Source organism: Saccharothrix xinjiangensis (genome assembly GCF_039527585.1).
In the GTDB taxonomy this organism is placed as follows: Bacteria; Actinomycetota; Actinomycetes; order Mycobacteriales; family Pseudonocardiaceae; genus Actinosynnema; species Actinosynnema xinjiangensis.
Genome location: NZ_BAAAKE010000003.1, coordinates 71,197 through 89,452, shown reverse-complemented (window position 1 = coordinate 89,452; position 18,256 = coordinate 71,197). Strand labels below are relative to the sequence as shown.

The 18,256-nt window shown below is 76.0% G+C and carries 16 protein-coding genes; 13 read left to right on the top strand and 3 right to left on the bottom strand.

All coding sequences use genetic code 11. From position 1 onward, the window contains the following. Positions 1–62: 62 nt before the first annotated feature. The 11 genes from ABD223_RS08680 (at position 63) to ABD223_RS08630 (ending at position 11,510) form a co-directional block, all read left to right on the top strand. Positions 63–560 carry a SigE family RNA polymerase sigma factor gene (locus ABD223_RS08680; RefSeq protein WP_344035476.1) on the top strand — a complete coding sequence of 166 codons (498 nt, stop codon included), beginning with the start codon at positions 63–65 and terminating at the stop codon, positions 558–560. After that, positions 560–1,510 (top strand): hypothetical protein, encoded by a 951-nt coding sequence (locus ABD223_RS08675; RefSeq protein ID WP_344035475.1) that lies wholly within the window; start codon positions 560–562, stop codon positions 1,508–1,510. The genes ABD223_RS08680 and ABD223_RS08675 overlap by 1 nt, the downstream gene beginning before the upstream one ends. 125 nt (positions 1,511–1,635) lie before the next feature. Then, complete coding sequence (locus ABD223_RS08670; RefSeq protein WP_344035473.1) at positions 1,636–2,460, top strand: hypothetical protein; 825 nt, start codon at positions 1,636–1,638, stop codon at positions 2,458–2,460. Beyond that, on the top strand, positions 2,457–3,401 hold the full coding sequence (locus tag ABD223_RS08665; RefSeq protein ID WP_344035472.1) for a polysaccharide deacetylase family protein: 945 nt from the start codon (positions 2,457–2,459) through the stop codon (positions 3,399–3,401). The genes ABD223_RS08670 and ABD223_RS08665 overlap by 4 nt, the downstream gene beginning before the upstream one ends. Beyond that, positions 3,398–4,750, top strand: a complete 1,353-nt coding sequence (locus tag ABD223_RS08660) for an O-antigen ligase family protein (protein WP_344035471.1) — start codon at positions 3,398–3,400, stop codon at positions 4,748–4,750. Before ABD223_RS08665 ends, ABD223_RS08660 begins: the two co-directional genes overlap by 4 nt. Before the next feature lies 1 nt (position 4,751). Next, positions 4,752–5,798 (top strand): glycosyltransferase, encoded by a 1,047-nt coding sequence (locus ABD223_RS08655; protein ID WP_344035470.1) that lies wholly within the window; start codon positions 4,752–4,754, stop codon positions 5,796–5,798. Beyond that, positions 5,795–6,682: a YveK family protein gene (locus ABD223_RS08650; protein WP_344035469.1), complete on the top strand. Its 888-nt coding sequence runs from the start codon at positions 5,795–5,797 to the stop codon at positions 6,680–6,682. Before ABD223_RS08655 ends, ABD223_RS08650 begins: the two co-directional genes overlap by 4 nt. Then, on the top strand, positions 6,679–7,938 hold the full coding sequence (locus tag ABD223_RS08645; protein ID WP_344035468.1) for a glycosyltransferase family 87 protein: 1,260 nt from the start codon (positions 6,679–6,681) through the stop codon (positions 7,936–7,938). The genes ABD223_RS08650 and ABD223_RS08645 overlap by 4 nt, the downstream gene beginning before the upstream one ends. Beyond that, on the top strand, positions 7,935–9,344 hold the full coding sequence (locus tag ABD223_RS08640) for an oligosaccharide flippase family protein (RefSeq protein ID WP_344035466.1): 1,410 nt from the start codon (positions 7,935–7,937) through the stop codon (positions 9,342–9,344). Before ABD223_RS08645 ends, ABD223_RS08640 begins: the two co-directional genes overlap by 4 nt. Further along, on the top strand, positions 9,341–10,426 hold the full coding sequence (locus ABD223_RS08635) for a glycosyltransferase family 4 protein (protein WP_344035464.1): 1,086 nt from the start codon (positions 9,341–9,343) through the stop codon (positions 10,424–10,426). Before ABD223_RS08640 ends, ABD223_RS08635 begins: the two co-directional genes overlap by 4 nt. Then, positions 10,419–11,510 (top strand): glycosyltransferase family 4 protein, encoded by a 1,092-nt coding sequence (locus ABD223_RS08630; protein ID WP_344035463.1) that lies wholly within the window; start codon positions 10,419–10,421, stop codon positions 11,508–11,510. Before ABD223_RS08635 ends, ABD223_RS08630 begins: the two co-directional genes overlap by 8 nt. A 198-nt stretch (positions 11,511–11,708) precedes the next feature. Here ABD223_RS08630 and ABD223_RS08625 read toward each other — a convergent pair whose 3' ends face one another. Both ABD223_RS08625 and ABD223_RS08620 read right to left on the bottom strand, forming a co-directional pair. Beyond that, on the bottom strand, positions 11,709–13,202 hold the full coding sequence (locus ABD223_RS08625) for a putative glycoside hydrolase family 15 protein (RefSeq protein ID WP_344035462.1): 1,494 nt from the start codon (positions 13,200–13,202) through the stop codon (positions 11,709–11,711). Next, entirely contained in the window at positions 13,184–14,494 is a 1,311-nt protein-coding gene (locus tag ABD223_RS08620) for a sugar transferase (protein WP_344035461.1), read from the bottom strand. The genes ABD223_RS08625 and ABD223_RS08620 overlap by 19 nt, the downstream gene beginning before the upstream one ends. A 466-nt stretch (positions 14,495–14,960) precedes the next feature. Here ABD223_RS08620 and ABD223_RS08615 point away from each other — a divergent pair, with 466 nt between their 5' ends. Both ABD223_RS08615 and ABD223_RS08610 read left to right on the top strand, forming a co-directional pair. Then, positions 14,961–15,752, top strand: coding sequence for a glycosyltransferase (locus ABD223_RS08615; protein ID WP_344035460.1), 792 nt, complete (start codon positions 14,961–14,963; stop codon positions 15,750–15,752). Next, a complete protein-coding gene (locus ABD223_RS08610; RefSeq protein WP_344035459.1) occupies positions 15,752–17,062 on the top strand; it encodes an FAD-dependent oxidoreductase in 1,311 nt (436 codons plus the stop codon). Before ABD223_RS08615 ends, ABD223_RS08610 begins: the two co-directional genes overlap by 1 nt. Here ABD223_RS08610 and wecB read toward each other — a convergent pair. Beyond that, positions 16,980–18,179, bottom strand: a complete 1,200-nt coding sequence (wecB, locus tag ABD223_RS08605; protein ID WP_344035458.1) for a non-hydrolyzing UDP-N-acetylglucosamine 2-epimerase — start codon at positions 18,177–18,179, stop codon at positions 16,980–16,982. The genes ABD223_RS08610 and wecB overlap by 83 nt on opposite strands. Positions 18,180–18,256: the final 77 nt, after the last annotated feature.

The window sequence follows — 18,256 nt, the reverse complement described above, 5'->3', positions numbered from 1 at the left end:
GCCGGGTGCAACCAGGTGCGCCCGAAGCGCGTAGGAGTGGTGACCGACAGGAGGGGCCGGGAGTGCGACGCGATGACGAGTTCGCCGAGTTCTTCGCGAGCCGGTTCGACCAGGCTCGCCGCACGGCGCACGCGCTGTGCGGGAACTGGGGCGAGGCGGAGGAGATCGCGCAGCACGCTTTCGTGCGCGTGTACGCGAACTGGTCCCGGGTGCGCCGGGACAGCGCGGAGGCGTACTTGCGCACCGTGGTGACCAGGCTCTTCCTGGACGGCAGGCGGCGGTGGCGCAAGCGCGAGCAGGTGATGGCCGAGCCGCCGGAGACCGCCGTGCCGCCGGGCACCGACGCCGCCGAGGAGCGCCCGCCGCTGCTGGCCGCCCTGCAACAGGTGCCGCCGCGGCAGCGGGCCGTGCTGGTGCTGCGGTACGTCCACGACCTGTCGGTCGAGCAGGTGGCCGAGGCGTTGCGGTGCTCGACGGGCACGGTCAAGAGCCAGACCGCACGCGGTTTGAAGACGCTCCGCGAGGCCTATCGCGGCGTCGTGACCCCGGGGAGTGCGTGATGTGGAGCGACAGCGACGAGCTGCGCAGGGCGCTGAAGTCCGAGGTGGACGGTCCGGCGCCGCCCGCGCGGGCCGACCTGGCGGACGTGGTGCGGCGCGGCAGGCGGCGGCTGCTGGTCCGCCGGGCGGGCGCGGTGGCCGGTGCGCTGGTGGCGGTCGGCGTGGTCGGCGTCGGCACGGTGGCGCTGGGCGGCCTGGCGGGCGGCCCGACCGACCCGGCCGGGTGGTCGGGCACGCCGTCGCCGGGCCCCTCCGCCCGGCCGCTGCTGACGACGATGACCATCGAGGCCCGCACCCCCTACCGCACCTTCACCCCGGCGTGGACCGCGCCGCCGCCGTCCGGGCGCGCGATCCTGTCGATCCCCCAGTGCGACCTGGGCGTGCTCGACGACGCCACCACGAGGTGGACGCTGCCCCACCCGCCGCCGCACGTGCTGAACGCGTGGACGACCGCCGTCAGCCAGGTCGTGTCACCCGCTCAGGTGAGCGAACCGCACGCGCACACCTTCCCGGCCAACAAGCTCAAGGACCCGGAGTCGGTCGACGGGCACACCCGCTGGATCGACGTGACCGACGACGGGGGCACCGGCAGCGTCTGGTTGCGGGTCGGCCGCACGTCCCTCGAACCGCTCGCCGCGGCCGACGACGAGGTGTTCGGCGTGGGCAACTGCCACCCCCCGCGCCGCGCGGTGCTCGACAACGGCGCGGTGGTCCAGCTCTACGAGGTGCAGGCGAGCGAGCCGTTCCAGTCGCTGAGCCTGGAGCTGCGCGTCTACGCGCCGTCGGGCGACGTCTACGCGATCTCCGCGGCGAACCACGGCAGCCCGGACTTCACGCCGCAGGCGGACCAGCGGGCGTTCAACCGGACCGGCTCGGGCCGGGAGACGTTGCCCCTGAGCGAGGACCAGCTCACCCGGATCGGGATGGCGGTCGCCGAATCCGTCCACTGAGGACTTCTGTGCGTAACCAGGGGCTTCACTCGCTCGTGTAATTGCCCATCGCTCGAAAGAGAAGGCCGTCCCCGCACCCTACGCTGCCCCTCCGACATCGGATCGCCCCGTTGGGGAAGGGCTGCGTGACTGGTTACCTCGAACTCGCCGCGTCCGCGGTGATGTACGCGCTGGGCGTGGTCGCCCAGTCGGTCGCCTCCCGGCGCGCCGCCGACGACCTCGGCGGCGTCGGGCTGCTCGCCCGGCTGGCCCGCGACCGCCTGTACCTGCTGGGCTTCGCCGGGCAGCTGGCGGGCTTCGCGCTGGCCTTCTTCGCCCGCGCCCGCCTGCCGCTCTACCTGGTGCAGGCGGGTTCGACGTGCGCGGTCGGCCTCGCCACCGCGTTCGGCGTCCTCGTGCTCGGCTGGCGGGTGCGCCGGGTCGAGGTCGTCGTGCTCGTGGTGATGGCGCTGGGGCTCGTGCTGCTGGTGGCGGCCGCGACGCCGTCCACCGCGCACGACGTGCCGCCGCTCGCCGCGTTCGTCCTCTTCGGACTCCCGCTGGTGCTGCTCGCCGCGGTCCAGCGCGGGGTGCGCGCCGCGGTGCCGCTGGCCGCGCTCGCCGGCGTCGCGTTCGCCGTGGTCGCGATCACCAGCCGCACCATCGCCGACGAGCCGGTGCTCGCCCTGCCGCTGAACGCGCTCGCCTGGCTCATGGTCGCGGCCGCCCTGGTCGGCCAGTCCTACCTGGCCCTCGGCCTGCGCCGCGGCTCGGCCACCTCGACCGCCGCCACCATGGACGCCACCACCGTCGTGATCACCTCGGTGGTCGGCATCGCCGCCCTCGGCGACCGCGTCGTGCCCGGTCGCGAGTGGTGGGTCGTGCTGGGCGTCGGGCTGGTCGTGACCGGGGTCCTGCTGCTCGGCTCCGCCGACCGGCTCGCCCCGAGCACCGCGCGGGTGACCGGATGAGCACCGCCAGCGTCTCGCTGGACCTGGACAACCTCTGGGCCTACCTGAAGACCCACGGCGACCCCGCGTGGGAGCGCCGGCCCAGCTTCCTGCGCACCGCCGTGCCCCGGCTGCTGGAGGTCTTCGGCGCGCACGACCTCACCACCACCGTGTTCGTGGTGGGCGCGGACGCCGAGCGCGACGACGGCGCGGAGGCCGTGGCCGCCATCACCGCCGCCGGCCACGAGGTCGCCAACCACTCCTACGGGCACGAACCCTGGCTGCACCGCTACTCGCGGGCCGAGCTGGCGGACGAGCTGACCCGCGCCGAGGACGCGATCACCGCCGCGGGCGCGCCCCGGCCCAGGGGCTTCCGCGGACCCGGCTACAGCGTCACCCGCGACCTGCTGGAGCTGCTGGCCGAACGCGGCTACGACTACGACGCCAGCACCCTGCCCACGTGGATCGGCCCGCTGGCCCGCGCCTACCACAACCGCACCGCGCCGGGCGGCGGCGACCGCGACCTGTTCGGCGGCTTCGGCCGCGTCCGCGCGCCCAACGCCGCCTACCGCTGGCGCGTCGGCGCGGGCCTGGTCGAGCTGCCGGTGACCACGATGCCGCTGCTGCGCGTGCCCATCCACGGCTCCTACCTGCTCCAGCTGCACCAGGTCTCGCCCCGCCTGGCCCGCGGCTACTTCACCACCGCGGTGCGGCTGTGCCGGGCGCGCGGGGTGCAGCCGTCGCTGCTGCTGCACCCCACCGACGTGCTGGGCGCGACCGAGGCGCCGGGCATGGAGTTCTTCCCCGGCATGGCGGTGCCGGGCGCCCGCAAGGTCGAGTTCCTGGGCTGGGTGCTCGACGCGCTGCGCCGCGGCTTCGACGTGGTGGGCACCGGCGAGCACGTGCGCCGCCTGGCGGGCCTGCCCGACCGCGACGCCGGACTGCTGGCGCGGTCCGGATGACCGAGCCGCTCGCGACCGGGGCCGCGGCTGCGGGAGCCCCGACCCCGGCACCCCCGACCCCGGGGTCGCTCGCCGCCGAACCCCGGCCCGCCGAACCCCGGCCCGCCGAACCCCCTGCCGCCGGTCCGCCCGAGACCGGCCCGTTGGCCACCGGTCTGCTGCGCGCCCTGGTCTGCGCGACGGTCTTCGCCGCGCCGCTGGAGGGCTACCTGCTCCAGTGGCACGGCCAGCTGGCCAAGCTGCCGCCCGCCCTGCTGGTGCTCGCCTGGGCCGCCGTCCGCGTCCGCCGGCGGGCGCTCCCCGCGCCCCACCCCGTCCACGCCGTGCTCGCCCTGCTGACCGTCGTGCTGCTGGCGTCCTCCGCGCTGCACGCCGGTGGCGCCTACACGATCGAGTACACCCTCCGCTGGCTGCCGTTCCTGCTGGTCACCGTGGTGCTCGTGGACGTGGCCTCGCGAGAGGCGCCCTTGCGGTGGGTGCTGGGCGCGGCGGTCGCGGGCGCGGTCGTGGCGGCGACGGGCGCGTTGCACAGCCTGTTCGTGGAGGGGGAGACCCGCGCCAGCGGCCCGCTGGAGGACCCCAACGACCTGGCCTACTTCCTCGTCGCCGCCCTGCCGCTGCTGGTCGCGCTCCGACGACCCCGGCGCGACGCGACCGGCAGCGGCAGGGCGGCGACCGCCGGGCTCGCGCTCGCCGCCACCGTCCTCGTCGCGGGCGCGGCGGCCACGTTCTCCCGGGGCGGCGCGCGCGCGATGGCCGCCGACGCGTCGTGGCTGGCGGCCCGCCGCGCGATCCCGGTCCGCGCGCTGCTCGCCGGTGTCGCCGGGTCGGCCGTGCTCGTCGTCGGCGCGGCGCTGGTCGCCGGTCCCGCGCTCGACCGCGCCTTCCAGGAGAAGACCCACGTCGCGGGCGCCAACGCGGACACCCGCGAGCTGCGCTGGGAGGCCGCCGCCCGCATGCTCGCCGAGCACCCGGTGCTGGGCGTCGGACCCGGCGGCTTCCGCGCCGACTACCCCGCCGCCTCCCACAACGCCGAGGTCGACGAGCAGTCCCCGGTGGCGCACAACATGTACCTGGAGGTCGCCGCCGAGCTGGGCCTGCCCGGCTTCGCGCTGTTCGCCGCGCTGCTGGCGCTCACCGCGGTCACCGGCGAACGCGTCCTGCGCGCCACCGCCGACCCCGGGCCGGTGGTCGCCGTGCAGGCGAGCCTGGTCGCCGTCGCGGTCGCCTCGGCCTTCCTGTCCCAGCAGTACTACCTGCCCCTGTGGTCCCTGGTCGCGGTCGTGGCCGCGGCCGACCTGCGCCTGAGGAGGACGAGCTACGTTGCGTGTGCTCCACGTGATCAGTGAGATGGGGACCGGGGGCGCCGAAGCCCTGGTCGCCGGCATGGCCCGCACCGGCGGGCGGTTCGGGTGGCGCTCGGCCGTCGCCAGCGGCGGCGGGCACCGGGCCGAGGCGCTGCGCGCGCTGGGCGTGCCCACGTTCGCCGTGCCGGTGGCGCGCCGCCGGGCCACCGGGGTGCTGCGCGCCGCCGCGGCCACCAGGGTCGCGATCGGCAGCTTCCGGCCCGAGGTCGTGCTGGCCCACAACGTGTCCGCCAGCCTGGTCGCCAGGCTCGCCGCGGTGCCGCGCCGGCTGCCGCTGCTGACCGTCTTCCACGGTGTGCCCGACGCCGATTACCCGAGCGCCGCGCGCGTGCTCAGGCGCACCTCCGGCACGGTGGTCGCGGTCGCCGACGCCACCGCCGACCGGCTGCGCGCCGCGGGCGTGCCCGACCCGGTGGTGATCCCGAACGCGGTGTTCCCGCAGTCCGAGCGGGTGGACCGGGACGCGGTGCGCGCGGTGCACGGCGTCGGCCGGGACGTGCCGGTCGCGCTGTGCCCGGCCCGCCTGGAACCCCAGAAGCGGCACGACGTGCTGCTGGAGGCGTGGGCCAGGCTGGACCCCGACGCGGTGCTGTGGCTGGCAGGCGACGGCAGCCGCCGCAACGTGCTGGAGAAGCTGGCCGCCGACCTGGGCGTCACCGACCGGGTCCGGTTCCTCGGCAACCGCTGCGACGTGCCCGACCTGCTGGCCGCCGCCGACGTCACCGTGCTCACCAGCGACTGGGAGGGCATGCCGCTGGCCGTGCTGGAGTCGCTGGCCGCCGGCCGCCCGGTGGTGGCGACCGACGTGGACGGCGTGCGCCAGGCCCTGGCCGGCGGCGGCGGTGTCGTGGTGCCGCCCCGGGACCCCGAGGCCACGGCGGTGGCGCTGCGCTCGCTGCTGCACGACCCCCTGGCGCGGGCCGAGCTGGGCGCGGAGGGCCGCGCGTCGGTGCGGCGGGCGCACGACCCGGACGCGTTGATGCTCTCCTACGACGAGCTGCTGCGCGGCGCGCTGGGCGGCGAGCGGTGACCGGGTTGCTGCGGCGCCTGACCCCGTGGCGCCCCGCCCTGGCCTGCGTCGGGGTGGCGGTGGTCGTCGCGGCGGCGGTGGTGCTGTCCGCCGAGGTGCGCGGCGAGGAGCACCAGAGCCGGGTCGGCCTGCTCGCCGGACCGGTGGCGACCGACTCGCCCGCCCCGTTCGGCGAGGTCGTCTCGCTCTCCCTGCCGGCCCTGGTCGAGCTGGCCCGCAGCCCGTCGGTGCTGCGCGAACCCGCCGAGGCGCTCGGCATGGGGCCCGCCGACCTCGCGGCGCGCGTCTCGGTGGAGCTGGTGCCCGCCTCGGGCCTGGCCCGGCTGTCCGTGCGCCTGCCGACCGCGGACCAGGCGAGCGACGCGGCGGACCGGATCGCGCGGGCCGTCGTGGCCGCCGACCTGCTCGCGCCCTCCGCCCGCCTGCGCCTGCTCGACCGGCCGGAGACCACGCGGGTCGTGCCGGACCGACCCCTGGCGCTCGGCCTGGCCCTGGTCGCGGGGGTGGTCGCGGGCCTGGCCGCGCACGCGTTCGGGCACCTGCGCCGCACCCGGGCCGGCGACCGGGTGCGCGCGGCCCTGGCGGCGGGCGGTGCGCGGCGCCCGGTGGCGGTGCTGGACGACGACGACCCGGACCTGGTGCCGCGGCTGGCCGTGCTGTGCGGCGCGGCGGCGCGGCCGGCGCGCGTGGTGGCCGTGACGCCCGAGCTGATCGCGCGCGCGGAGGAGCTGGCCGCCGAGCTACCGGACAAGACGGGGGAGCCCGCCGACGGGGAGGCGCTGATCGCGCTGGCGCCCCGGGACCGGGGGCGGCAGGACGAGCTGGCCGCCGTGGTCGGCGCGCTGCCCGGCTCGACGACCGTGGTCGGGGTGGTGCTGGCGTGACCGCGCCGGACACCCGCGTCAGGGGACGCCTGGCGCTCGGCGCGCTGGCGTGCCTGGCGTGCCTGGTGGGCGCGGCGGGCGCGTGGCGCGCGTTGCGGCCGGCGTGGCAGGCGCCACCGCCGACCGCCGCGAACGCGGCCGAGGAGCGGATGCAGGACTTCCGGGACGCGCTGTACTTCCCGATCCGGGAGTTCCTCGACGGCGGCAACCCCTACCACCCGGCGGTGATGTTCGCGCACTGGCCGGTGCGGCAGAGCTTCAACCTGTACCAGCCGTACCACCTGGTGCTGCACCTGCCGTTCGCGCTGCCCGACTACCGGGTGGGCGCGGTGGCGTTCGCGTTGGCCTCGCTGGTGCTCCTGGTCCTGCTGGCGGTGCTGGCGGCGGGGCGGCTGCGCCCGCACGTGCCCCTGGCGGTCGGCACGGCGGTGGTCGCGGCGCTGCTGGTGCTCAGCCAGGTGGGCAAGGCCCAGCTCTACGTCGGGCAGGTCAACCCGCTGATCGCGGTGGGCGCGGCGGGCGCCCTGCTGTGGCGGGACCGGCACCCGAGGTGGGCGGCGCCGGCGTTGGCGCTGGCGTGGCTGAAGCCGCAGTTCGGCCTGCCGCTGGCGCTGCTGCTGTTCGCCCGGGGCTCGCGGCGGGTCGCGCTGACCGGCACGGCGGTGGCGGCGGCGGCGAGCCTGGCGGTCGTGGCGCCGCTGGTGTCGCGCGGCGGGTCGGGCGCGTTCCTCGACTCGATCGCGGCGAACCTCGCGCACGCCGGTCAGACCCCTTACGGCGCGGTGGACTCGATGACGGCCCAGCGGGTCGACATCGCGGCGGTGTTCTTCCGGCTCACCGGCTGGGCGCCGCCCGGCGCGGAGGTGGTGGCGCTGGTGGGCGCCCTCGCGGTGAGCGCGGTGCTGGTGCGGCGGCTGGACCGGGCGGGCGCGCCGGCGGCGGCCGACCTGCTGACGTGCCTGGCCGTGGTGGTCGCGGTGGTGCACCAGCCCGGTGACGTGCTGATCGCGGCGCCCGCGCTGGTCGCGGTGGCGGCGGTGTGGTGGCCGCGACGCCGGGTGCGGGCCTGGCGGCCGGTCGGGGTGGCGCTCCTGCTGGTGGCGGTGCCGTTCGCGCACCTGCACTTCGTGGGCCTGGCGGTCCGGGACGCGCTGGGCGCGCGGGCCGACGTGACGCTCGACGGCGTGGCCCTGGTGCTGGCGTGGGCGCTGCTGGCCGCGTTCGCCGCGGGCGTCGCGCGTGGGCGCACGCCGTGACCGGCGACGTGGCGGTGCGCGGCTCGCTGTGGTTATTCCTGGTGAACGTCGTCAGCAAGGGCAGCCAGGTGGCGGTCACGCTGGTGCTGGCGGCGTTCCTCACCCCCGGGGCGCTGGGGCTGGTGGCGCTGGCGGTGGCGCTGGTGAACATCGGCCAGGTCGTGCAGTCGATGGGCGTGTACGACGTGATCAGCCGCACCTCGGGCGACCCGCGCCGGGTGGCGGGCACGCTGCTGGTGCTCAGCGCGGGAGCGGGCGCGGTCCTGGCATTGGTGCTGGTGCTGGCCGCCGACGAGGTCGCGGGGGTGCTGGACGCGCCCGGCGCCGCGCCGCTGGTGCGGCTGGCCGCGGTGAGCCTGCCGTTCTCGGCCGTGGCCGGTGTGCAGCTGGGGTTGGTGCACCGGGACCTGGACTTCCGGCGCAGGCTGCTGCCCGACGCGGGCGGCGCGGTGCTCGGCGCGGTGGTGGCGGTCGCGCTCGCGGTGGCCGGCGCGGGGCCGCACGCGCCCGTGCTCGGGCTGCTGTGCACGGCGGTGTCCGCACCCCTGCTGGCGGTGCTCGCCGGGGTGCGGGTGCGGCCGTGCTGGGACGCGGCGGCGGCCGGCGAGTCGCTGCGCTGGATCGCGGTGGTCGGTCCGGGCGCGCTGGTCGCCGTGCTGCTGGTGAACGTGGACTACCTCGCGGTGGCGCGGGTGCTGGGCGCGGAGGCGGTCGGCGCGTACTCGCTGGCGTACCGGATCGCGTGGGTGCCTTACATCGTGGTCGCCGTGGTGCTGGGCGGCGTGGTGCTGCCGCTGTGCGCCGAACTGGCCCGCGAGGGGCGGGAGCTGTCCGGTGTGGTCGGCCGGTTCACGCTGGCGGTGCTGGCGCTGACCGGCGGCCTGTACGCGGTGGTGGCGGCGTCGGCGGACCGGGTCGTGGTGCTCGGCGAGCGGTGGGCTGCGGCGGCGCTGCCGCTGGCCCTGCTCTGCCTGTACGGCCTGGGGATCAGCCTGCTGCACGTGTGGTACCAGGTGCTCAAGGCCACCGGGCACGCGCGCCGCTACCTGGCGTTGGAGGTGACTCACCTGGTCGTGCTGGTGTCGGGCCTGTTCGCGTTCACCGCCCGGGGCGTGGTGGCGGTGTCCCTGGTGCACGCCGTGGCGGCGTGGTCGCTGGTCCCGGTGACGTGGCGGGCGTTGGCGCGCCGGGGGCTGACCCCGCCGGCGGGGTCCCTGGCGCGGGGGGCGGTCGGGGTGGTGGCGGCGGCCGGGTGCGCCGCCCTGGTGGTGCGGCTGGCCGGTGACGAGTTCGGGCCGCCCGGTTCGGTGGCGGGCGCGGTGACCCAGGGGGTGGTGCTGGTGGCGGTGTGCGGTGCGGTCGTGGTGGTCCTGAACCGGGACGTGCTGCGGGAGGTGCGGCGGTGAAGGTCGTGCACGTGAGCCAGCCCGTGACCGCGGGCGTGGCGGCGGTGGTGCTGGACCTGGCGCGCGCGCAGCGGGAACGGGGCTGGCACGTCACCGTGGTGTGCCCGCCGGGGCCGCTGGCCGTCCGGGCGCGGGCCGCGGGCGTGCGGGTGGAGGAGTGGCGGGCCGGCCGCCGACCGGGCCCGGCGGTGGTGGCCGAGGTGATCCGGTTGCGGCGCGTGCTGCGGCGGCTCGCGCCGGACGTGGTGCACCTGCACAGCTCCAAGGCCGGCCTGGCCGGACGGCTGGTGCTGCGGGGGCGGCGGCCGACGCTGTTCCAGCCGCACCTGTGGTCGTTCCAGACGGCCTCCGGTTTCGTGGGGCGCGCGTCGCGGTGGTGGGAGCGGTTCGGGGCGCGGTGGACGCACCAGCTCGTGTGCGTGAGCGACGACGAGCTGGCGGTCGGGCGCGTCGCCGGGATCGGCGGGCCCGCCGAGGTGGTGTGCAACGGGGTGGACACCGAGCGGTTCCGGCCGGGCGACCGGTTGGCCGCGCGGTGGCGGCTGGGGCTGCCGGACCGGCCCACCGCGGTGTGCGTCGGCCGGCTGACCCACCTCAAGGGGCAGGACCTGCTGCTGGCCGCGTGGCCCGCGGTGCTGGCCGCGGTGCCCGAGGCGCGGCTGCTGCTGGTCGGCGACGGGCCGCTGGGGCGTCGCTGGCGGGCCGAGTACCTGGACGAGTCCGTGCGGTGGTGGGGGCACGACGACGAGCCCTCGGACTTCTACGCGGCGGCGGACGTGGTGGTGCTGCCGTCGCGGGCGGAGGGGATGGCGCTGGTGCCGCTGGAGGCGATGGCGTGCGGCCGGTCGGTGGTGGCGTTCGACGTGGGCGGGGTGCGGCAGGCCCTCGGCTCGTCCGGCGCGGTGCTGCCGGTCGGCGAGGTCGCCGGGTTGGCGGCGGCGGTCGCGGCCCGGCTGGCCGCCCCCGCGTCGGCCGACGTGGAGGGCAGGCGCGGGCGGCGGCGGGTGGAGCTGCTGTTCGACCTGAGGCAGGCGACCGACCAGGTCACGACGTTGGTGGAGAAGCTGGTGGACCGTGGGTGAGCGGCTGAGGGTGGCGTACCTGCTGACGCAGGACGGCGGCGGGCCGGTGGACGTGGCGGTGCGGCTCGCGCGGGCCCTGCTCGACTCGGGCGAGGCGGACGTGCGGGTGTTCGGGCCGGTGCCCAGGCGCGGTGCCGAGCTGCTGGGCGAGCACCACGAACGGGTGGAGGTCGGGCGGAAGTCGGACGTGCGCGCCGGTCGGCGGGCGCGGTCGGCGGTGCTGGCCTGGCGGCCCGACGTGCTGCACGCGCAGGACCGGCGGGCCGGGCTGGTGGGCGCCGGGCTGAGGTCGCGGTGCGCGGTGGTGCAGACCTACCACGGCGTGCCGGACGACGTGGGCGAGGCGTGGTTCCGGGGCGTGGCGCGGGCGCCCGGCCCCTCGGCGTACACGCGGACCGTGCTGGCCGCCGACGCGGTGGTGGCGCGGGCGCTGCGCCGGACCGTGGTGCCGGCGCGGTCGATGGGGTTGTTCCTGAACTCCCGGCTGAGGGTGCCCGCGGGTCGGCTGGCGCACATCGACAACTGCGTGGAGCCGGTGCGGCCGCACCCGCCGGCCGGCCCGGTGCGGCGGCTGGTGTTCGTCGGGTCGCTGGTGGCGCGCAAGGGGGTGGCGACGCTGCTGGAGGCGCTGGCCGCGCCCAGGGTGATGCCGGCGGACGCGACGCTGGCGGTGGTCGGCGACGGCCCGGAGCGGGCGCGGGCGGAGGCGCTGGCGGCGCGGCTGGGCGGCCGGGTGCGGTTCCTCGGGTTCCGCGCCGACGTGCCGGAGCTGCTGCGCGCGCACGACGCGCTGGTGCTGCCGTCCACGATGGAGCAGCAGCCGCTGGTGGTGGCCGAGGCGATGGCGGCGGGCAAGCCGGTGGTCGCCACGGACACCGGCGGCGTGGCGGACATGCTCGGCGACGCGGGCCGGCTGGCCGCGCCCGGTGACGTGGCGCAGCTCGCGGCCCGGCTGCGGGCCCTGTTCGCGGACCCGGACCCGGCGCGGACCGGGCGCGAGCTGGCGGAGCGGGCGCGGGAGCGGTTCGCGCCGGGCGCGTGCGCCGGGCGGCACCTCGCGCTCTACCGGGAGCTGCTGGGGTAGTCGGGGCCAGGGGTTGGCGCCGACCGGGGCGCGCCCGAGGGGCGGTTCCCCGGCGGACGTCGACCCGCCGCCCGACCTCGCCCGCGCGACGTGGCACGGCCACCCGACCCGGAGCGCGGGCGACGAGCCCGGCCGGAGCCCGGTCTGCCTGGTCGAGGCGTACCGCGGCCACGTCACGTCAGAGGGCGGGCGCGCCGCTCAGCCCGGCGCGCCGCCGGGGGTGGTCGCGGGCGGGTCCTCGGTGGTCGTGGTCGGTTCGGTCGTGGTCGGCCCGGGGGTGGTCGGCGGGTCCTCGGTGGTCGTGGTCGGCGTGGTCGGCGTGGTCGGCGCGGAGGTCCCGGTGGTGGGGGGCGCCTCGGTGCTCGTCGTGGCGCCCGGCTGGGTGGTGGGGCTCTCCGGCCGGCTGGTCGTCGGCTCCTCCTGGTCCGGTGGCGCGACCAGGACCAGCGCGTCGGCGGCGGCCAGCTCGACGGTCCCGGGCACGGCCTCGCCGGTGTCGAGGTCCACCAGCCCCGCCGGCGGCGTCACCAGGACCGCCTGCCCGGTCGGGTTGACCGCCACGTACCCCCCGGTGAACCGGCGGTCCCACACCCCGGACGGCAGCTGGTTCGCCGTCTCGACCGCCTCGCCCAGCTCGGCCTCCTGGTAGTGCGACCAGTCCGGGTGGCGGTAGTCCCCCGTGGTCGCGCCGCTCCAGCAGGTGTGGGGGCTGGCGAGCAGGGCCGCGGTGGCGTAGCCGACCCGCTCCTCCCGCTCGGACTTGGTGTGCGTGATCAGCAGCAGCCACGTCTCGCCGAGCGCGGCCTGCGACCGCAGCTCCTTCCACTCGTTGCCCTTGAAGGTGAGCAGCTCGCCCGTGCCGGTGTCGCGGAGGCCGAAGTTCTCCTCCATCGCCCCGTGGTAGCGGGAGTGCGCCGACCAGCGCCCGGCCGTCAGGTGCGACTCGGACACGTTCGGCACCAGCATCTTCCCCGCCTTCTGGAGGGAGTCGCCCGCCGTGGTGAGGAAGGCGTCCAGGCCCTCGCGGAGGATCCGGTCGGACTCGGTGGCGTCCTCCGCGCCCTTGATGACCGCCGAGGAGTAGTAGCGCAGCGAGCTGAAGTCGTTGTCCGCCAGCACCCCGTCCCAGCCCTCGCGCACCACCTCGGTGGTCACCGCCTCGGTCCACGCCTTCTGGTAGCCCTGGTCCCACACCGCCATCTGCCAGTGCTTCGGGTAGGGCTTCCACTCGATGCGGTGACCGTCGTCGTCCACCGCGAACCACTCCGGGTTGTTCCGCTGGGCGGCGTAGTAGCCGATGCCGCTGGGCAGGAACGGCGCGTCCGAGTCGCCGATCACCGCGCCGGGGTAGTTGCGGACGCTGGAGAAGTCCTTGTAGACCAGGACCTTGACGTCCGGGTTCATCCTCTTCAGCCGGCGCAGGGCCTTGGTCTCGGTCGCGTTGAGCACCACCAGGTCGTAGTGCTGCGCGGCGAACTTCAGCTCCACCGCGGTCGGCGACTTGCCGATGCCGTACCACCAGGCGCACGGCGCGAGCGGCTCGGGCGGCGGCGCCAGCGGGTCGGGCGGGGACCCGTCGCCGCCCTGCCCCGTGGCGGGGATGATTGTGCAGGCCGGGCCCGCCAGGAGCAGGGCGGCGCACAGCAGGCCCAGGGCGCGTCGCGCCCGACGGCTCAGCGGTTCCTTCGGCACGCCAGTTCACCCACCGTCTGCAACAGGATTTTGACGTCCAGCCACAAGGACCAGTTGGCTATGTAGTAGTTGTCGTACCGGGACCTGTCGACTATCGAGGTGTCGCCCCGGAGGCCGTGCACCTGCGCCAGCCCGGTCAATCCCGTCGGGACCCGGTGCCGGGCCCAGTATAGCTCGTGGATGGCGGAGAACTCGCGCACGAAACCGGGCCTTTCCGGGCGCGGGCCGACGATGGACATGTCGCCCCGGATGATGTTCCACAGCTGGGGCAGTTCGTCCAGGGATGTGGTGCGCAGGAATCGCCCGACTGGTCCGACACGGTGGTCTCCGACCACTGACCAGGTGATTTGGGAATCGTCTTCACCGCGCATTCTCACACTGCGCAACTTGTAGAGCACGAAGGGCTGATCATCCATGCCTATCCGAACCTGCCGGAAGATCACCGGCCGGCCGCTCTCCAGCAGCACGGCCAGCGCGCACAGGGCGATCACCGGCGCCAGCACCACCAGCGCGGCGGCGGCCAGCAGCACGTCCGCGCCGCGCTTGACCCACCAGCTCGGCCTGCTGGTGGGCGCGGTGCCCAGCCGCATCAGCGGGTAGCTGCGCAGCCGCTCGACGTCGGGCCCGTCCTGGTGGAGCTCGTACATGCGGGGCACCACCAGGGTGGTGCAGCCCAGCCGGTGCGCGGTGATGGCCGAGTCGACCACGGACGACTCGCGGGCGCGGGAGAACGCCAGCACGACCGTGCCGACGCCCAACCGGGTGATCGCGTCGGCCAGGTCCTCGTCCAGCAGGTCGACCGGCAGGGCGGCCGGGTCGAGCGCCGGCTCCGGGTCGACGAACCCGACCGGGCGCAGGCCGAACTCGGGGTGCGCGAGCATCGCGCCGGCCAGGTCGACGCCGACCTTGCCCGCGCCGACCACGATCGTGCGGTCGCAGCGGTGGAACCGGCGGCGGCACCAGCGGCCGAACGCGAACACCGCCAGCCGCGCGGGTTCGCTGCCGGCGGCGAACGCCAGCACCGTCCACTGGGCGGCCCGCGCGGGTTCGCCCACCACCAGGCCGACCCCGGTGACCAGGGCGAACGCCAGCGCGGTCGCGCCAACCGAGCGGGGCAGGTCCTGGAGCCAGGACAGCCACAGCCGCCGCCGGTACAGCCGGCACGCGGCCCGCGCGCCCAGCAACGCCGCGGCCGCCACCGCGGCCCACCGCCAGCCCGGCTGGGCCCGCGCGACCGCCGCCGCCACCGCGGCCGCGTCGACCGCGACCAGCAGCACCGCCACCGCGTTCACCCGTCGGAGCAAGTCCGGCCACGAGGCCTCGCGCGGCCTCGGGCTCCGCCGCCGCGACGCCGGGGGGCGGGTGGCCGCCGAGCGCACCCCGTTCACCCCCACCCCGTTCACCGCGGACCGCCCAGGCCGGGGGCCGCGGGCGTGCCGCACACGCCACACCACATCAGGACGTCGTCCTCTCCGCCACGATCACGATATTGGTCACCCGTTCGAGACCAGTCGAACGGGAAGTTCTGGTTACTCGGTGTTGATTCGGTCAGCCCTCTCCGGGTTAATTCAGTCTTTCGGGAACCACGTTTCCCCTTATCGGATCTCATTGGTTGGTATTGTCTCAGCTCATTCGCCCTGCCGTGCGACCCGAAACGCGCGGGGTGGCCGGATCGGGTGGTGGCGCACAGGCGGATAATTCTGGACCGACATCCGCCCTCCAGTGAAATGGGGCCCTTTGACCGTCGATGAAGGCGCTGTGCGCACCGCGCCGGAACAGGGCGCACCGGTCCGTTCCCTCGCCCGCTCCCACGTCGTGCTGCCCGCCTACAACGAAGCCGAGTCCCTGCCGCCGCTGCTGAGCCGGCTCGCGGACGTCGCCCTCGCCGAGCAGCTCACCGCCTGGGTCGTGGACGACGGCTCGTCCGACGGCACCGCCCAGGTGGTGGCCGCCGGCGTGCCGGGCCTGGACCTCAGGCTCGTCAGCCACCCGGTGAACCTCGGCCTCGGCCAGGCCGTCCAGTCCGGGCTCCGCGCCGCGCTCGCGGAGGCCACCGAGCGCGACGTCGTCGTCGTGATGGACGCCGACGACACCCACGACCCGGGCCTGCTGCGCAGGTTGCGCGAGGAGATCGAGGCGGGCGCGGACGTGGTGATCTGCTCCCGCTTCGTCGACGGCGGCGACGACGCCACCGCGCCCGCGCTGCGCCGGTTGCTGTCGCGCGGCGCGGCGGTGCTGTTCCGGCGGCTCGTGCGGGTCGACGGCGTGCGCGACTTCACCAGCGGGTTCCGCGCCTACCGGGCCGACCTGCTCGCGCGGGCCGCCCGCCACTGGGGCGAGCGGCTGATCGAGGAGCGCGGGTTCGCCTGCATGGTCGAGCTGCTGCTGAAGCTGCGGCACTGCCGCCCCGTGGTGGCCGAGGTGCCGCTGGTGCTGCGCTACGACCGCAAGCGGGGCGCGAGCAAGATCCGCATCGCCCGGACCGTCGGGCAGTACCTGAAGCTGCTGGCGCGCGACCGCCTCGCGCCCGCGCCGCACCGGGCCCTGTGATGGCGACCGCGACGCCGCGGGACGAGCACGTCGTGGTCGTCGGCGGCGGCATCTGCGGCCTGGCCGCCGCCCACCGGCTGGCCCGCTCGGGCGCCCGGGTGACCCTGCTGGAGGGCAGCGACCGGCTCGGCGGCCTCGGCACGTTCTTCCCCTGGCGCGACCGGTGGGTCGAGCGGTTCTACCACTGCGTGATGCCCACCGACGACCACCTGCTCGGCCTGCTCGACGAACTCGGCCTGCGCCACTCGATCAGGTGGGAGCGCACCCGGATGGGCATGGTCGTGTCCGGCCGCCACCACCCGTTCAACACGGCCCTGGACCTGCTGCGCTTCACCCCGTTGAGCCTCGTCGACCGGGTGCGCTTCGGCGTGGTCACGCTGCTGCTGCGCCGCCTGGGCCGCCGCCGCGACCTCGACACCACCCGCACCGAGGACTGGTTGCGCGGCCTGTACGGCGACCGCGTGTGGGAACTGCTGCTGGCGCCGCTGTTCGGCGCGAAGTTCGGCGAGCGCTTCGGCGACGTGCCGGCCCTGTACCTGTGGCAGCGCCTGGGCCGCGAGGGCGCGGTCTCGGTGCGCGGCTACCCCGAAGGCGGGTACCGGGCCGTCATCGACGCGCTCAGGGCGTCGATCGAGGACAACGGCGGCGTGGTGCGGCTCAACGCGCCCGTGCGGCGGATCGGCGTCGCCGGCGGCGCGCGGCTGGAGCTGCCCGACGAGGTGCTGACCGCCGACCGGGTCATCTCGACGCTGCCGCTGCCGCAGCTGCGGCAGGTCGCCGACGACGACCTCGCACCCCGCCTGCCCGACGTGGAGCTGCCCTACCAGGGCGTGGTCAACGCGCTGTTCTTCCTGCGCCGCCCGCTGTCGGGCCACTACTGGACGCCCGTGGTGCGCTCCGGCACGGACTTCGACGGCCTGGTGCAGATGACCCCGCTCGCGGGCGTGGGGCCCTACGACGGCCGGCACCTCGTGTACGCCATGCGCTACACCGACCGCGGCTCCGCGCTGTTCGCCGAGGGCGACGCCGCGGTGGCCGAGCGCTGGACCGCGCAGCTGCTCGCCCTGCACCCCGGCCTGCGCCGCGAGGACGTCGACGACGTGCGGGTGTTCCGGGCCCCGTTCGTGGAGCCCGTGCACCCGCTGGGCTACCTGGCGCTCAGGCCGCCCGTGGTGGTCGCCGGCACCCCGCTGCTGCTGGCGACCACCGCCCACGTGTACCCGGACGTCACGAGCTGGAATTCGAGCGTGGGACTCGCGAACCGCGTGGCCGCGACGCGGGCGGGGGCACCACGACCCGTTCCGGGCTGAGCACCCGCTCGTCGCCGACCAGCCGCCGCAGCGCCGCGGCGATCCGGGTCGACGGCGAGCCGGTGCCGTAAGGGGAGGGGATGCGCTCCAGGCGCTCCCGGTGGCCGGGCACGTCGTCCAGCCACCGCAGCACCTCGGCGCGCACCCCCGCGCCGGGCGCGACCAGCGTGCCGAACGTGCCCTCGATCTCCGGCCGCTCGGTGCTGCGGCGCACCACGACGACGGGCCGCTTGAGCACGCTCACCTCCTCCTGGATGCCGCCGGAGTCGGAGACGACCACCGCGGCGCACCGGGCCAGGGCGAGGAAGGCCGGGTACGCCTGCGGCTCCACGACCTTCAGCCCCGTCAGGAGGCCGCCCAGGCCGAAGCCCTCGACCCGCTTGGCGGTGCGCGGGTGCAGCGGCAGCACCACCGGCAGCGGCAGGTGGCGCAGCTCGCGCAGGATGGTCTCCAGGTTCGCCGGGTCGTCCACGTTCTCCGGGCGGTGCACGGTGGCCAGCACGTAGCCGTCCGGCCGCAGCTCGTGCGCGGCCAGCACGACGTCCTCCTCCTCGCGGCCGGGCAGGGCGGTCACGAGCGCCTCGACCACGGTGTTGCCGGTGATCGCGATGCGCTCGTCGGGCACGCCCTCGGCGAGGAGGTTGGTGCGGTTGAGCGGCGTCGGCGCGCAGCACAGGTCGGCGAGGTGGTCGATGGCCACCCGGTTGTGCTCCTCGGGCATCGCCCGGTCGTAGCTGCGCAGGCCCGCCTCGACGTGCACCAGGGGCACCTCGTTGGCGTTGGCGGCCAGCGCGCCCGCGAGCGCGGAGGTCGTGTCGCCCTGCACGATCACCGCCCGCGCCGGGTGCTGGGCCAGCACGTCGTCCACGGCGGCCACCGCCGAGCCGAGCTGCGCGCCCCGGCGCGCGCCGCCGACGGCCAGCTCGTGGAACCGGCCCGGACAACCGATGTCCCGGCGGATGCGGTGGTACATCGCGGCGTCGTAGTGCTGCCCGGTGTAGACGACGGTGGCCGCCTGCCCGAGCAGTTGGATCAACGGCGCCAGCTTGATCAGCTCCGGCCTCGTGCCGCACACCATCGTGACGGCGCCGGGCGCTCCCGTGTCGATCTGACCCACCTCCAGTCGCGGTCGCCCCGCCGGGGCGCGATCGCGGAGAAGGTTAGAGTCCCGGCGGTCGGATTCCCTTGTGTCTC

Bases quoted from the DNA above. Each gene is read 5' to 3' on its own strand.
- ABD223_RS08610 (WP_344035459.1), top strand. From the start codon at position 15,752: ATGGCGACCGCGACGCCGCGGGACGAGCACGTCGTGGTCGTCGGCGGC.
- ABD223_RS08665 (WP_344035472.1), top strand. From the start codon at position 2,457: ATGAGCACCGCCAGCGTCTCGCTGGACCTGGACAACCTCTGGGCCTAC.
- ABD223_RS08655 (WP_344035470.1), top strand. From the start codon at position 4,752: ATGGGGACCGGGGGCGCCGAAGCCCTGGTCGCCGGCATGGCCCGCACC.
- ABD223_RS08675 (WP_344035475.1), top strand. From the start codon at position 560: ATGTGGAGCGACAGCGACGAGCTGCGCAGGGCGCTGAAGTCCGAGGTG.
- ABD223_RS08660 (WP_344035471.1), top strand. From the start codon at position 3,398: ATGACCGAGCCGCTCGCGACCGGGGCCGCGGCTGCGGGAGCCCCGACC.